Origin of the sequence: Pseudomonas sp. IT-P12 (assembly GCF_949767465.1) — a bacterium.
GTDB lineage: Bacteria > Pseudomonadota > Gammaproteobacteria > Pseudomonadales > Pseudomonadaceae > Aquipseudomonas.
Map to the genome: position 1 here is coordinate 178,057 of NZ_CATKPY010000024.1, position 14,952 is coordinate 193,008.

10 protein-coding genes are annotated in these 14,952 nt (G+C 61.5%); 6 read left to right on the forward strand and 4 right to left on the reverse strand.

Features of this window, described 5'->3' with window-relative positions:
* Positions 1-235 precede the first annotated feature (235 nt).
* Entirely contained in the window at positions 236-1,999 is a 1,764-nt protein-coding gene (locus ACM6IM_RS21735; protein WP_192307196.1) for a cation:proton antiporter, read from the forward strand.
* Between the two features lie 20 nt (positions 2,000-2,019).
* Here ACM6IM_RS21735 and ACM6IM_RS21740 read toward each other — a convergent pair whose 3' ends face one another.
* The 3 genes from ACM6IM_RS21740 to uvrD form a co-directional block, all read right to left on the reverse strand.
* Positions 2,020-2,427 (reverse strand): SMI1/KNR4 family protein, encoded by a 408-nt coding sequence (locus tag ACM6IM_RS21740; RefSeq protein ID WP_192307195.1) that lies wholly within the window; start codon positions 2,425-2,427, stop codon positions 2,020-2,022.
* A 149-nt stretch (positions 2,428-2,576) separates the two neighbouring features.
* Positions 2,577-3,446, reverse strand: coding sequence for a Tim44 domain-containing protein (locus ACM6IM_RS21745; RefSeq protein ID WP_192307194.1), 870 nt, complete (start codon positions 3,444-3,446; stop codon positions 2,577-2,579).
* Between the two features lie 280 nt (positions 3,447-3,726).
* Positions 3,727-5,910 carry a DNA helicase II gene (gene uvrD, locus ACM6IM_RS21750; RefSeq protein ID WP_192307193.1) on the reverse strand — a complete coding sequence of 728 codons (2,184 nt, stop codon included), beginning with the start codon at positions 5,908-5,910 and terminating at the stop codon, positions 3,727-3,729.
* 257 nt (positions 5,911-6,167) lie between these two features.
* On the opposite strand from uvrD, the gene ACM6IM_RS21755 reads away from it, so the two are divergent.
* From ACM6IM_RS21755 to ACM6IM_RS21765, 3 genes are all read left to right on the forward strand, one after another.
* Positions 6,168-9,035 carry an EAL domain-containing protein gene (locus ACM6IM_RS21755; protein WP_414866286.1) on the forward strand — a complete coding sequence of 956 codons (2,868 nt, stop codon included), beginning with the start codon at positions 6,168-6,170 and terminating at the stop codon, positions 9,033-9,035.
* A gap of 205 nt (positions 9,036-9,240) precedes the next feature.
* Positions 9,241-10,107, forward strand: a complete 867-nt coding sequence (gene hexR, locus ACM6IM_RS21760) for a transcriptional regulator HexR (RefSeq protein ID WP_192307191.1) — start codon at positions 9,241-9,243, stop codon at positions 10,105-10,107.
* Between the two features lie 170 nt (positions 10,108-10,277).
* Positions 10,278-10,487, forward strand: a complete 210-nt coding sequence (locus ACM6IM_RS21765) for a PA3496 family putative envelope integrity protein (protein ID WP_201191322.1) — start codon at positions 10,278-10,280, stop codon at positions 10,485-10,487.
* Here ACM6IM_RS21765 and ACM6IM_RS21770 read toward each other — a convergent pair.
* Positions 10,429-11,391, reverse strand: coding sequence for a LysR family transcriptional regulator (locus ACM6IM_RS21770; RefSeq protein ID WP_414866287.1), 963 nt, complete (start codon positions 11,389-11,391; stop codon positions 10,429-10,431). The genes ACM6IM_RS21765 and ACM6IM_RS21770 overlap by 59 nt on opposite strands.
* A 190-nt stretch (positions 11,392-11,581) precedes the next feature.
* Between ACM6IM_RS21770 and ACM6IM_RS21775 the strand changes: the two genes are divergently transcribed.
* On the forward strand, positions 11,582-12,997 hold the full coding sequence (locus tag ACM6IM_RS21775) for an acetyl-CoA carboxylase biotin carboxylase subunit (RefSeq protein ID WP_096514169.1): 1,416 nt from the start codon (positions 11,582-11,584) through the stop codon (positions 12,995-12,997).
* An 11-nt stretch (positions 12,998-13,008) separates the two neighbouring features.
* Entirely contained in the window at positions 13,009-14,817 is a 1,809-nt protein-coding gene (oadA, locus tag ACM6IM_RS21780) for a sodium-extruding oxaloacetate decarboxylase subunit alpha (protein WP_192307188.1), read from the forward strand.
* Positions 14,818-14,952: the final 135 nt, after the last annotated feature.

Consider the following 14,952-nt stretch of genomic DNA (forward strand, 5'->3'; position numbering starts at 1 on the left):
GTGCCTGGGCGGTTTTTCGAACCACAGTTATCGGGACGCCGGGCGGGTGATTGCCGTCACGACAAATCTATCTGTTTCCATATATTGCACCGCCTTTCTGCCGGAAGTCGCGGTGTTACCCTGCAAAAGCCCGGTCCGAGGGCAATTCCTACGCGAAATGCGAATTTTTTTCCCGCTCGACCAGACCTTTCGCGGGCCTGGCGTTTGAGCAATGTCACCCAAGGAGCCCCACGCCATGCATGCCATCAGTTTTATTCAGGATCTGGCAGTGATCATGTTGGTCGCGGGTGTGGTGACTGTGCTGTTTCATCGCCTGAAGCAACCGGTGGTGCTGGGCTATATCGTCGCCGGCTTCATCATCGGCCCGCACACGCCACCGTTCGGCCTGATCCACGACGAAGAAACCATCAAGACCCTTGCCGAACTCGGGGTGATTTTCCTGATGTTCTGCCTGGGCCTGGAGTTCAGCCTGCGCAAGCTGTTCGCGGTCGGCGCCACAGCGTTTATCGCGGCGTTCCTGGAAATCGTGCTGATGATCTGGATCGGCTACGAAATCGGCAGCTGGTTCGAATGGAACACCATGGATTCGTTGTTCCTCGGGGCCATCCTGGCGATTTCTTCGACCACCATCATCGTCAAGGCACTCAACGACCTGAAGATGAAGAACGAGCGCTTTGCGCAACTGATCTTCGGCGTGCTGATCGTCGAGGACATTCTTGGCATCGGCATCATTGCCCTGTTGTCGAGCATTGCAGTCAGCGGCACGGTCAGTTCCGGCGAAGTGTTTTCCACGGTCGGCAAGTTGTCGTTGTTCATGATCGTCGCCCTGGTGATCGGCATCCTGCTGGTGCCGCGACTGCTGGCCTACGTGGCCAGGTTCGACAGCAACGAGATGCTGCTGATTACCGTGCTGGGCCTGTGCTTCGGCTTTTGCCTGCTGGTGGTCAAACTTGAGTACAGCATGGTCCTGGGGGCGTTCCTGATTGGCGCAATCATGGCCGAGTCCCGGCAGTTGCTGAAGATCGAGCGGCTGATCGAGCCGGTCCGCGACCTGTTCAGTGCGATCTTCTTCGTCGCCATCGGGCTGATGCTGGACCCTATGATCTTGCTGCAATACGCGTGGCCGATTGCGGTGATCACCGTGGCCGTCGTGCTCGGCAAAATGCTGTCCTGCGGCCTGGGTTCCTTTATCGCCGGCAATGACGGACGCACCTCACTGCGAGTGGGGATGGGGCTGTCGCAAATTGGCGAGTTTTCTTTCATCATCGCGGCGCTGGGCATGACGTTGCAGGTCACCAGCAACTTCCTCTACCCGGTGGCCGTCGCGGTGTCGGTGATTACCACGCTGCTGACGCCTTACCTGATTCGTGCTGCCGATCCGTTGTCGATCAAGCTGGCCGCCGTGATGCCGCAGCGCCTGGGCCGCGTCTTGGGGATGTATGGCGAATGGTTGCGCAATATCCAGCCGCAGGGCGAGGGCGCGCTGCTGGCGTCGATGATTCGGCGGATTCTGTTGCAGGTGGGGGTCAACCTGGCACTGGTGATTGCGATCTTCTTCTCGGGTGCCTACTTCGCTGCGCGCATGTCCCCTTACCTGCAAGACTGGATCAGTGACCCGAGCTGGCAGAAAGCATTGATCTGGGGCGGGGCGTTGCTCTTGTCGCTGCCCTTCCTGATCGCCGCATATCGCAAGCTCAAGGCGCTGTCGATGTTGCTGGCGGAGATGGGCGTGAAGCCGGAGATGGCGGGCCGACACACGCAGCGAGTGCGTCGGGTGATCTCCGAGGTGATCCCGATCCTCTCGCTGCTGGTGATCTTCCTGCTGCTGGCGGCCTTGTCGGCCAGTATCCTGCCCACTAACAAACTGCTGGTGCTGATTGTCGTGGTCGCGGCCGCCGTGGCGGCGCTGCTCTGGCGCTGGTTCATTCGCGTGCACACGCGGATGCAGGTGGCGCTGCTCGATACGCTGGATAACCACAAGGATTCATCCGGGCATTGAGCGCGCGGGTGCCGGGCGTCTCAGCTTTCCAGCCAGACGTCCCGCGCCCAGTGCCACACCGATTCCCAGGTTTCCTCGGCAATCAGCTCTTCGTCGGCCTGCCACAGCACCACGGTGCCGTCTTCTTCGACCAGGTAGTAGTCGTCACCGTCCTGGCAGATCGGGATCATGCTGCGATCAACACCGGCATCCCAGGCATTGGCGGCCACGTCAGGCAGGTAGGTGTGGGATTGCGGGTCGGTGACGGTCACCGGCTCCAGGCTGCCGTAGACCACATCGCTGACGGTCAGCAAAAACTCCCTGAAGACAAACGGGATATCGATGAACAGTTGCTCTTCGATTTCGACCAGCAGGTCCTCGTCCGGCAGCTCCAAGGGGACGGGTACGGGTTCGTTGGCTTCACGCAGTTGTTCGATGATTTCTTCCACGTCCGGGATCCTCTTGCTTGTATGGCGCGGTTTATATGGAGCGGTTTATACAGTAGCTTGCTATGGATGCAATCGCGAAATAGAAAAACCCCGGCCTGGGCCGGGGTTTTTTACAGGGTAACGTCGCATTGGATTCGTTGCGGGTCGGTTCAGCCGTTCTGGCGGATCCCTGCGACCAGCCAAGGCTGGTTCTCACCCTGGGCACGCTCCATGTTCCAGCTCTCGCTGAAGACTTCGCCCTGGTCGAAACGCGACGTCTTCGACACACCGCTGAAGGTCAGGGTGGCGATCGTCTTGTCGGCACGATCATCGACGCCATCCAGTTGGACATTGAGGTTATCAATGTAGGTGGACTGGAAGCCGTCACCCAGGTCGGCACGCTCGCGCTTGAGGAACTCGAGCAGCTGCGGGGTCACGAACTCGGCGATCTTGTCCATTTCGTTGGCGTCCCAGTGTTGTTGCAGGGACTGGAAGTGGTTGCGGGCGGCTTCAATGAAGTTGTGCTCATTGAACCAGGCCGGGGCATTGATCACCGGACGGGCGGCAACTGGCGCGGCCGAACCACCGAAGATGGAACCCATGGATGGCTTCTGCTCGAACACTTCACGCTGCATCGGCGCGCCGGCTGGAGCCAGGTGCTCCTGCTGCTTGCGGCGACGGGCGGCAATGAAACGGAAGACCAGGAAGGCGATGACCGCCATGATCAGGATGTCGAAGATCTGCATACCCTGGAAGCCGCCGCCCATGAACATGGAGGCCAGCAGGCCACCGGCAGCGATACCGGCCAGAGGGCCGAGCCAGCGAGAGGCACCGCCGGCCTTGGCGGCAGCGCCAGCGGCACCGGCCGCGCCCGCAGTGGCAGCAGCGCCACCTGCAGCAGAAGAAGGAGCCATTTGGCTGGTCTGGTGAGTCGGCGCGGCGCCGGAGCTCTTGCCGCCACCAAAGCGCTTGGCGTTGGCGTCGAGGCTCATCGTCAGGCCGATGCACAACGCCATGGCGATGCTAAGAAAACGTTTCATAAAGGGAATTCCCATTTGTGGATGGCACGCGCGCCATGTTGCACAGCTGAAGTGTTACTGGCTAGCGGCAGAGTGTTTCGGGCTTTTGCCTGACAGGTCGGGTTCAGCTTCAGTCAGTGCAATCAGCTTGTTAACTTTGGTGTGTAGGAAGGGTAAATAAGTTCTGTAGGAATGCAGTCCTGTGGCAGCGAGGCTGCTCGCGAAAGCTGCTCCACGGCCTTTCACAAGAACCGTGGCGCTTCCATCGCGAGCAGGCTCGCTCCCACATGAAAGCGGTATGTCAGATCGCTTCGAGCTTCGCGTAACCCAGCATCAGCCATTTGCTGCCTTCGCTGAAGTTCACCTGGACCCGTGCCTGCGCGCCCGCACCCTCGAAGTTCAGGATCACGCCGTCGCCGAACACCGAGTGCCGCACGGCCTGACCCAGGGAGAAACCGGTCTGCGGGATCTCGCTGCCGCCAAACAGGCTGGCGCTGCTTTGTTGCTGACCCCCGCCGAACGGGCGGCTGACGCTGTTAGACAGGCGTACTTCCTGGATCAGCCCCTTGGGTACTTCGCGTACGAATCGCGAGACCTTGTTGTAGGTTTCGCTGCCGTACAGGCGTCGGGTTTCAGCGTAGGTCATCACCAGGTTCTGCATGGCGCGGGTGATGCCGACATACGCCAGGCGCCGCTCTTCCTCAAGACGACCGGGTTCTTCCAGGCTCATCTTGTGCGGGAACAGGCCTTCTTCCATGCCCACCAGGAACACGTAGGGAAACTCCAGGCCCTTGGCGCTGTGCAAGGTCATCAACTGGATGCTGTCTTCGTGCTCATCGGCCTGGGTGTCTCCGGCCTCCAGCGACGCGTGACCCAGGAACGCCGCCAATGGCGTCAGGTCTTCGTCCTCTTCGGTATTTTCGAAGTTGCGCGCGGCGCTGACCAGTTCCTCAAGGTTTTCCACCCGGGCCTGGCCTTTCTCGCCTTTTTCCGCCTCATGGTAGGCAATGAGACCGGATTGCTCGATGACCGTCTGGGTCATCAGGTGCAGCGGCATGTCCATGCACTTGGCCGCGAGGTTCTCGATCAGCTCCATGAACGCGCCCAGCGCGCCCGCCGCCCGGCCAGTCAGCCCTTTATTGGCGATCAGCAGGCGCATCGCTTCCCACATCGACACATCGCTGTGGCGTGCGTGCTCTCGAATCGCTTCAACGGTTTTCTCGCCGATGCCGCGAGTCGGTACGTTGATCACCCGTTCCAGCGCGGCATCGTTGCCACGGCCTTCCAGCAAACGCAGGTAGGCCATGGCATTCTTGATTTCCGCGCGTTCGAAGAAGCGCTGGCCGCCGTAGATGCGGTACGGAATGCGCTCGCGCAGCAGGGCTTCTTCCAAAACGCGCGATTGGGCGTTAGAGCGGTACAAAATAGCGATATCGCTGCGGGCCAAGCCTGTTTTCAGCGCACTTTCGATGGTTTCCACCACGTAGCGTGCTTCGTCATGTTCGTTGAAGGCCGCGTACAGGTTGATGGCTTCGCCGTCGCCGCCGTCGGTCCACAACTCTTTGCCCATGCGCCCGGTGTTGTTGGCGATCAGGGCGTTGGCGGCCTTCAGGATGCCGGCGGTGGAGCGGTAGTTCTGCTCCAGGCGAATGACTTCGGCATCCGGGAAATCGTCGGAATACTGGTAGATGTTCTCGATTTTCGCGCCCCGCCAGCCGTAGATCGACTGATCGTCGTCGCCGACCACCATCAGGCTGTCGCCACCCTTGGCCAGCAGGCGCAACCAGGCGTACTGCACGGCGTTGGTGTCCTGGAACTCGTCCACCAGGATGTGCCGGAAGCGCTTCTGATAATGCGCCAGCAGCCCCGGGTGATCGCGCCACAGGTCGAGGGCCCGCAGCAGCAGCTCGGAGAAGTCGATGACGCCGGCACGCAGGCATGCGGCCTCGTAGGCTTCATAAATGCCGCGCATGGTCGCCAGGAACAGATCGCCACTGGCCTGGATGTGTTGCGGGCGCAGGCCCTCGTCTTTCTGCCCGTTGATGAACCACTGGGCCTGTCGCGCCGGCCAGCGTTGTTCGTCCAGGCCCAACTCGCGGATAACGCGCTTGACCAACCGTTGCTGGTCGTCGCTGTCGAGAATCTGGAAGGTCTGGCTCAGCCCGGCTTCCTGCCAATGCGCCCGCAACAGGCGGTGGGCCAGGCCGTGGAACGTGCCGACCCACATGCCGGCCGGGTTGATACCCATCAACTGCTCGATGCGATGGCGCATCTCGGCAGCGGCCTTGTTGGTGAAAGTCACCGACAGGATCGAATGGGGCGAGGCATTTTCGACCTGGATCAACCAGGCGATACGGTGCACCAGCACTCGGGTTTTACCGGAGCCAGCACCGGCCAGGACCAACTGACGACCCACGGGGGCCGCTACGGCCTGGCGTTGGGCATCGTTGAGGGAGTTCAGCAGAAGGGAGAGATCATCGCGCATCGGGGCATTCTAGGGGCCCGCGTCACACCGGGCAAACCCCGCGGTGCTTTAGCCGATGAAAGATGCGCGCGGGACGACCGGTCAGTCATCCGTTGCAGGCGTTGGCGGGGCTCGCCTGCAGGGTTTGCCGGGGGCCAAAGGGCTGAGGACTTTTGTCGAATTTATGATCTGGAGCAGTTTGGTAAGGTCATGGGCTTGTGTATGCTCCGTCCACGTTTCGGGCTCAGCTCATCATTATAAGAACAAGAACATTGCCTATGACCCCCAGCTCCGATCTGTCGGGCCCCACTGTGGAACCGCGGGTGATCCGTAAACAGTACGCCATGGAAATGGCGGTCGAGCGTACGCGCCTGCTCTATCAGGGTTCGCTGTTGCCGACGCTGTTCATGTTGATCAATGGCCTGGTGTGCGCGGGACTGCTCTGGAGTCCGCAGCGTTACTTCGTCATCACCGTCTGGCTGGTGTGGTTGCTGTCACTGGTAGCCTTGCGGGTGATCCAGGTCGCCGCCTTCGACTCGGCAATCCCCAATCGCCAGGCCCATCCCGTGTGGCGCCGCATGTTTCTGCTTGGCTCGGCCATGACCGGCCTGACGCTCGCCGGCGCCGGCATTGCGCTGGTGCCCGCCGACAATTTCATCCAGCAAGCCTGGGTGTTCGGCCTGATCGGCGCCGCCGCCCTGTCGGCCAGCGTGGCCTACGCCGTCAGCCTGCCCGCCTTCCTGTCTTTTACCTTGCCTTGCCTGTTGCCCGCCATTGCCTACCTGTTCTGGGGCGGCGACGGGCAGGGGCAGGGTTGGGGCTGGTTCGGGCTGATCCTGTTGGGCGCCTTGAGTGTCGTCGCCTGGCAGGTCAACCGGCTGATCGATGGCGGCTTGTTGCGACGTTTCCAGAATCAGGCCTTGATCGAGCATTTGCAGGCGGCGCAAACCCGCAGCGATCAGTTGAACCAGGAGCTGGCCAGGGAAATCGAACAGCGCCGCCGTGCCGAGGATGAGTTGCGTGAAATCCAGTCGGGGCTGCGAACCCGCGTCGCCGAGGGCAGCCTCGAGCTGGAGGCCGCCAATCAGGCGTTGAGTAAAAGTGAAGCACGTCTGGCGCTGGCGCTGAAAGCCAGTGAGTTGGGGTTGTGGGACTGGAACCTGCAAACCGACGAAGTCCACCACACGCACCTCCAGGAACTGTTCGGCCTCGACCCGGAGTTCGTCACGGCGATGCTCGATCACCTCACCCCGCGCCTGCATCCTGACGACCTGCCGGCGCTGAAACGTGCGCTGGTCGAGCACCTGAAGGGGCGAAGCGAGGATTATCAGATTGAGTACCGCGTGCGCCACGGCGATGGCCACTGGGTGTGGATCGAGGACCGTGGCCGGGCGGTCGAGCGCACCGAAAGCGGCCGGGTGATCCGCATGGTCGGCACTCGTCGCGACATCACCGCCAGCAAGGGCCTGGAAGCGCAACTGCAACTGGCGGCGACGGTGTTCGAAGCCGCCAGCGAAGGCATCATGATTTTCGATCCGAATTACGCCCTGATCGCCGTCAACCAGGCGTTCAGCCGCTTAACGGGCTACGACCTCGACGACATGATCGGGCGCAACGTCGTGGAGCTGCCGTGCAGTCGCGACGCGCGCCGGCACTATGGGGCGATTCACCAGGCGCTGGAGCAACACGGCAGCTGGCAGGGCGAACTGGTGGAGACGCGTAAGAACGGCGAGCTGTACCCGCAATGGTTACAGTTGAATACCGTGCGCGATAAGCGGGGAAACATCAGCCATATTGTAGGCTTCTTCGCCGATCTTTCGGCACGGCGCGAATCCGAAGAGCGCATGCGCTACCTGACGCACTATGACGAACTGACAGGGCTGGCCAACCGTTCGCTGTTCCGCGAGCGCCTGCGCGAAGCCCACCAGCGCGTGCGCCAGGGCGGCCGCAGCCTGGCGCTGCTGCACATCAACCTTGACCGTTTCAAGTTGCTCAATGACAGCCTCGGCCATGAAATTGCCGATCAGTTGCTGCAGAAAATGGCCCGGCGCCTGGTGAATGCGCTGCCGGAGGCGGACACCATCGCACGGCTGTCCGGTGATGAGTTCGCCGTGCTGTTCGACGCCTACGGCACGCTCTCGAGCCTGGCGCGGGTGGCGACGCGCCTGTCGACCAAGCTGCGGGTCCCGGTGACCGTCGAAGGGCATGAACTGGTGGTCAGTGCATCCATGGGCATCAGCATGTTGCCGGACAACGCGCGGGAAATCTCCGCGCTGGTGAGCCAGTCGAACATGGCCATGCAGCATGCCAAGCATTTGGGCGGCAACAATTTCCAGTTCTACACCGACAGCCTGCAAGCCAGCACCCTGGAGCGGCTGCAACTGGAAAACCGCTTGCGCAAAGCCATCGAAGAAAAACAGCTGAAGGTCTTCTACCAGCCAAAACTGTGCCTCGCCACAGGGCGGCTGAACGCTGCCGAGGCGCTGGTGCGCTGGGATCACCCGACCATGGGCAACGTCCCGCCAGGTGACTTTATCGGCCTGGCCGAGGAAACCGGCCTGATTGGTCCTATCGGTGAGTTCGTGCTGCGCCAGGCCTGCTGGCAGGCCTGCGAGTGGCAGCGTCAGGGGCTGGAGGCGATTCGGGTCTCGGTCAATCTGTCGGTGCATCAATTGCGTCAGGGCAAACTGGTCAGCCTGGTGCGTCAGGTGCTGGAAGAAACCGGGCTGGCGCCGCACTACCTGGAACTGGAACTGACGGAAAGCCACTTGCTCGACAGTGTCGAACACATCATTGCCACCTTCCAGCAACTGCGTGACCTCGGGGTGAAACTGGCGATTGACGATTTTGGTACCGGCTACTCATCCCTGAGTTACCTCAAGCGCATTCCGGTGGATTACGTGAAGATCGATCAGGCGTTCATTCGTGGTCTGGGGGAGGGCAGTGTGGATGCGGCGATCACCCGGGCAATCATCGCGATGGCCCATGGCTTGTCGTTGAAGGTGGTGGCCGAGGGGGTGGAGAAGGCCGAACAGCTCGAGTTCTTGCGGGCCGAGCATTGCGATGAGGTGCAGGGTTACCTGATCAGTCGGCCGATCGAAGCGGATGGGCTGGCGTCGCTGCTGCGCGCACAAGACGCTCGCTAAGGGGCCGGAATCGCCATTGCCAAAAGGCGTGGGGGATCGTTTGGCGCCAACTCGGCATGGGCGCTACATCGGACATTCCTTGCCAAAACAAAGAGGTCGTCAGCGATTCAGTTACGCATTTGATCGGGCAAAAAGCCGATTCATGTAGTATAACTACAAGCTTGCTACATCTCCGGCACCTGCCCATAACAAAGAGTCCAGGCCCTTGAATCTGCTGCAACACATCGCCCAGTCACGTCACCTGTTACGCAAGTCGGAGCTCAAGGTCGCCGACCACGTGCTGCTTGACCCTGCGGCGGTGATGCACAGTTCCATGGCGGACCTCGCCCACAGCGTGGGCATCAGTGAACCGACCATCGTCCGTTTCTGCCGTGCCATCGGTTGTTCCGGGTTCCAGGACCTGAAACTGAAGCTGGCGCAGAGCCTGGCGGCGGGGGCGAGTTTTGGCCAGTTTGCGATCCATGAGGACGATTCGGTCGCCGACTACAGCCTGAAGATCTTCGACACCACCCTGCACACCTTGATGGAGGTTCGCGAGAAGCTCGATCCGGTAGAGTTGCAACGGGCGGTGTCACTCATGTCCCAGGCCCAGCGCGTCGAGTTCTACGGCTTCGGGGCATCGGGTGCGGTGGCAGCGGATGCCCAGCACAAGTTCTTCCGTTTGCTGCTGACGGCGGCAGCGTATTCCGACCCGCACATGCAAGCGATGTCGGCAGTGACGCTCAAGCCCAGCGACGTGGCGATCTGCATTTCCCAGTCGGGGCGTTCCAAGGACCTGTTGATCACCGCGAACCTGGTGCGCGAAAGCGGCGCCTCGCTGATCACCCTGTGCCCGAGCCAGACGCCGCTCGCCGAGCTGTCGACCGTCAACCTGGCCATCGACGTGCACGAAGACACCGAAATCTACACGCCCCTGACCTCGCGCATCGCCCACCTGGTGGTGATCGATGTGCTGGCCATGGGCGTGGCCATGGCGCGTGGGCCGAGCCTGGTCAACCACCTCAAGAGCGTCAAGCGCAGCCTTCGCAGTTTGCGGCTGTCGCCCAAGGCAGTAAAAGCGCTGGACGACTGACGTTGGCGCGTGGTCGTTCCCACGGGAGGTCTCGGTCAACGGTGGCGTGAGCCCGCTCGCGATGACGTCCTCCCCACGATAACTTTCATCAGTCTGTAACCCGCCCGCCGCCAAACGGTCATCCCCTGCGCCCATTCTGTAACTCCCGTACTCGCCTTGGGAGACTCGAAATGGCCCAGCCCTACGAAGAACGCAACAGCGCCGTCAGAACCCGCCGTCAGCAGGAAGACCAGCGCCGCATGGAATTCCGTCGCGCCATCGAAGATCGCTGCGAGCGCCGCCAGCTGATGGCCGAGATCGGTGATTTTCCAGAGCTGGAGCTCAACTACTGGCAGGCTGCGCCCGCAGCTTCCCGTCGAAACGCTCAACCAGGGCGCTGATCTGCACCCGTTCGCTGCGGATGAACGCAAGGAATGCGTGGGCCACCGGCGACAGCCGCTTGGCCTTGGCCTGCACCAGGCACCAGCTGCGGAACAGCGGCAGCTCCTCGACCGGTAATTCGATCAGGCCACCGGTCGCCAACTCCAGGTTCAGGGCGTGACGCGTCATCAGCGCCACGCCCAGACCCGCCAGCACGCACTCACGCTGGGCTTCGGCCGATGAGACTTCCTGTGTCTGGTTGAAGTGCACGCGTTTCTCCTTGAAATACTCCTCGCACGCCAGGCGTGTGCCCGAGCCTGGCTCGCGCAGCAGCAAGGTGTAGGGCTCAAGGTCCTGCAGGCGCAACGCGCCCATGTGGCTCAGCGGATGATCCGGCGGCGCCACGGCCACGATCGGGTTGTTGAGAAAGGGCAGGAACTCCAGCCCCATGTCCTGCGGAACCATGGACATGATCACCAGGTCGTCGCGGTTGTCGGAGAGGCGGCGGATGACCTGCCCGCGGTTGACCACCGTCAGTTGCAGGTTGACCTCGGGATGCTGGCGCTTGAACGCGGCAAACAGGTGCGGCACGAAGTATTTGGCGCTGGATTCGATGGCCAGTTTCAGTTGACCTTGCAAAGATCCCTGCATGTCCGACAGTTGCATGTCGAGGTTTTCCAGGCGGCCGAAAATATCCCGGCTTGCACGCTGAAGCGCTTCAGCGGCTTCTGTCATGTAGAGCTTTTTACCGACGTAGTCGAACAAAGGCTGCCCGATCAGCTCTTCGAGCTGGCGAATCTGCAGGCTCACGGCCGGCTGCGTGAGCGACATTTCGTCGGCGGCGCGGCTGTAAGAGCGCAGATCACAGACTTCATTGAAAATCTGCAGCTGACGCAATGTCATACGCATCAATGACTTACGCATTATTTTTCTGCTCCCGCCCCTGGCTGATGTTTCAACTATAAGCCTTTACTTATGCCTGACCCAATTATTAATCATTTTTGTTAATCCCTTGTGCGGGCTAGTGTGGGGCTGCGACCAAATTGAAACATTTGGTCACGCGTCGACCTGGTCTAAGAGGTCGTGGGTACCAGCGGCTCAAGGGAAACTCCAAGTGATAACAAAGATCCTGATCGCCAACCGTGGTGAGATTGCCGTACGAATCGTACGAGCCTGCGCCGAAATGGGCATTCGCTCGGTGGCGATTTATTCCGACGCCGACCGTCATGCCCTGCATGTGAAGCGTGCGGACGAGGCCCACAGCATTGGCGCCGAGCCACTGGCCGGTTACCTGAACCCGCGCAAGCTGGTGAATCTGGCGGTGGAAACCGGTTGCGATGCCTTGCATCCCGGCTATGGTTTCCTCTCGGAAAACGCGGAACTGGCGGACATCTGCGCCGAACGCGGAATCAAATTCATCGGTCCATCGGCTGAAGTCATTCGCCGCATGGGCGACAAGACCGAAGCGCGCCGCAGCATGATCAAGGCGGGCGTACCGGTCACCCCGGGCACCGAAGGCAACGTCTCGGGCATCGAAGAGGCGCTGACCGAAGGCGACCGCATCGGTTACCCGGTGATGCTCAAGGCCACCTCCGGTGGTGGCGGCCGCGGTATCCGTCGCTGCAACAGCCGCGAAGAACTCGAACAGGCGTTTCCCCGGGTGATTTCCGAGGCCACCAAGGCCTTCGGTTCGGCGGAAGTGTTCCTGGAAAAATGCATCGTCAACCCGAAACACATCGAAGCGCAGATCCTCGGCGACAGCTTCGGCAACGTGGTGCACCTGTTCGAGCGTGACTGCTCGATCCAGCGTCGCAACCAGAAGCTCATCGAGATCGCCCCGAGCCCGCAACTGACCCCTGAACAGCGCGCCTACATCGGCGACCTGTCGGTGCGTGCAGCCAAGGCCGTGGGCTACGAGAACGCCGGCACCGTGGAGTTCCTGCTCGCCGAGGGCGAGGTGTACTTCATGGAAATGAACACCCGGGTGCAGGTAGAACACACCATCACCGAGGAAATCACCGGCATCGACATCGTCCGCGAGCAGATCCGCATCGCTTCCGGCCTGCCACTTTCGGTGAAGCAGGAAGACATCCAGCACCGCGGCTTTGCGCTGCAGTTCCGGATCAACGCCGAGGACCCGAAAAACAACTTCCTGCCCAGCTTCGGCAAGATCACTCGTTACTACGCGCCCGGCGGTCCCGGCGTGCGCACCGACACGGCGATCTACACCGGCTACACCATTCCGCCATTCTACGACTCCATGTGCCTGAAACTGGTGGTCTGGGCGCTGACCTGGGAAGAGGCGATGGACCGTGGCTTGCGCGCCCTCGACGACATGCGCCTGCAAGGGGTCAAGACCACCGCCGCGTATTACCAGGAAATCCTGCGCAACCCGGAATTCCGTAGCGGCCAGTTCAACACCAGCTTCGTTGAAAGCCACCCTGAACTGACCAACTACTCGATCAAGCGCAAACCCGAAGAGCTGGCCCTGGCCATCGCCGCCGCCATCGCCGCCCACGCAGGCCTGTGAGGAATAAAACAATGTCCAAGAAGATTCACGTAACCGACACCATCCTGCGCGACGCCCACCAATCGCTGCTCGCGACCCGCATGCGCACCGAAGACATGCTGCCGATCTGCGACAAGCTCGACAAAGTCGGCTACTGGTCGCTGGAATGCTGGGGTGGCGCGACATTCGACGCCTGCGTGCGCTTCCTCAAGGAAGACCCGTGGGAGCGCCTGCGCCAACTGCGTGCCGCGCTGCCGAACACCCGCCTGCAAATGCTGTTGCGTGGCCAGAATCTGCTGGGTTACCGCCACTACAGCGATGATGTGGTCAAGGCTTTCGTCGCCAAGGCCGCGGTCAACGGCATTGACGTGTTCCGCATCTTCGACGCGATGAACGACGTGCGTAACCTGCGCGTGGCCATCGAAGCGGTGAAAGCCGCCGGTAAACACGCCCAGGGCACCATCGCCTACACCACCAGCCCGGTGCACACCATCGACGCCTTCGTGGCCCAGGCCAAGCAAATGGAAGCCATGGGTTGCGACTCGGTGGCGATCAAGGACATGGCTGGCCTGCTGACGCCGTACGCCACCGGTGAACTGGTCAAGGCATTGAAAGCCGAACAGTCGTTGCCCGTGTTCATTCACTCGCACGACACCGCCGGCCTGGCCGCGATGTGTCAGCTCAAGGCGATCGAAAACGGCGCCGACCATATCGACACCGCGATCTCCAGCTTCGCTTCGGGCACCAGCCACCCGGGCACCGAGTCGATGGTCGCCGCCCTCAAAGGCAGCGAGTACGACACCGGCCTGAACCTGGAGCTGCTGCAGGAAATCGGCCTGTACTTCTACGCCGTGCGCAAGAAGTACCACCAGTTCGAAAGCGAATTCACCGCCGTCGACACCCGCGTGCAGGTCAATCAGGTGCCGGGCGGGATGATTTCCAACCTGGCCAACCAGCTCAAGGAGCAGGGCGCCCTGAACCGCATGGGCGAAGTGCTGGCGGAAATCCCGCGTGTTCGCGAAGACCTCGGCTTCCCGCCGCTGGTCACCCCGACCTCGCAGATCGTCGGCACCCAGGCGTTTTTCAACGTGCTGGCCGGCGAACGCTACAAGACCATCACCAACGAAGTGAAGCTCTACCTGCAAGGTGGTTACGGTAAAGCGCCGGGCACCGTGAACGAGAAGTTGCGTCGCCAGGCCATCGGCAGCGAAGAGGTGATCGACGTGCGTCCGGCCGACCTGCTCAAGCCGGAAATGACCAAGCTGCGCGAAGACATCGGCGCGTTGGCCAAGTCTGAAGAAGACGTGCTGACCTTCGCCATGTTCCCGGACATCGGGCGCAAGTTCCTCGAGGAGCGCGCAGCCGGCACCCTGACCCCGGAAGTGCTGCTGCCGATTCCGGAAGCAGGCAAGGTCGCCTCCGCCGGTGGCGAAGGCGTGCCGACCGAGTTCGTCATCGATGTGCACGGCGAAACCTACCGCGTCGACATCACCGGTGTCGGCGTCAAGGCTGAAGGCAAGCGTCACTTCTACCTGTCCATCGACGGCATGCCGGAAGAAGTGGTGTTCGAGCCGCTGAACGAATTCGTCGGCGGTGGCAGCAGCAAGCGCAAGCAAGCCACTGCACCGGGTCACGTCAGCACCACCATGCCGGGCAACATCGTCGACGTGCTGGTCAAGGAAGGCGACACCGTCAAGGCTGGCCAGGCGGTGCTGATCACCGAAGCCATGAAGATGGAAACGGAAGTCCAGGCCGCCATCGCCGGCAAAGTCACGGCCATTCACGTGGCCAAGGGCGACCGGGTCAACCCGGGCGAAATCCTGATCGAGATCGAAGGCTGAGTTAACAGCCACGATCACAACGCTTTAATCCTCGGGGGAGCGGGTGCTCCCCTTTTTTTTGCCTGTCGTTTGGGCGCCAGCCCACTCAATCCCCTGTGGCTCGAGCCGGCTCGCGATGCGGTCATGGGCCTTGCG

What these genes read in the sequence shown, in the direction of transcription:
- ACM6IM_RS21735 (WP_192307196.1), top strand. Translation starts at nt 236, where the DNA reads ATGCATGCCATCAGTTTTATTCAGGATCTGGCAGTGATCATGTTGGTC.
- ACM6IM_RS21745 (WP_192307194.1), bottom strand. Translation starts at nt 3,446, where the DNA reads ATGAAACGTTTTCTTAGCATCGCCATGGCGTTGTGCATCGGCCTGACG.
- uvrD (WP_192307193.1), bottom strand. Translation starts at nt 5,910, where the DNA reads ATGCGCGATGATCTCTCCCTTCTGCTGAACTCCCTCAACGATGCCCAA.
- ACM6IM_RS21755 (WP_414866286.1), top strand. Translation starts at nt 6,168, where the DNA reads ATGACCCCCAGCTCCGATCTGTCGGGCCCCACTGTGGAACCGCGGGTG.
- ACM6IM_RS21765 (WP_201191322.1), top strand. Translation starts at nt 10,278, where the DNA reads ATGGCCCAGCCCTACGAAGAACGCAACAGCGCCGTCAGAACCCGCCGT.
- ACM6IM_RS21770 (WP_414866287.1), bottom strand. Translation starts at nt 11,391, where the DNA reads ATGCGTAAGTCATTGATGCGTATGACATTGCGTCAGCTGCAGATTTTC.
- oadA (WP_192307188.1), top strand. Translation starts at nt 13,009, where the DNA reads ATGTCCAAGAAGATTCACGTAACCGACACCATCCTGCGCGACGCCCAC.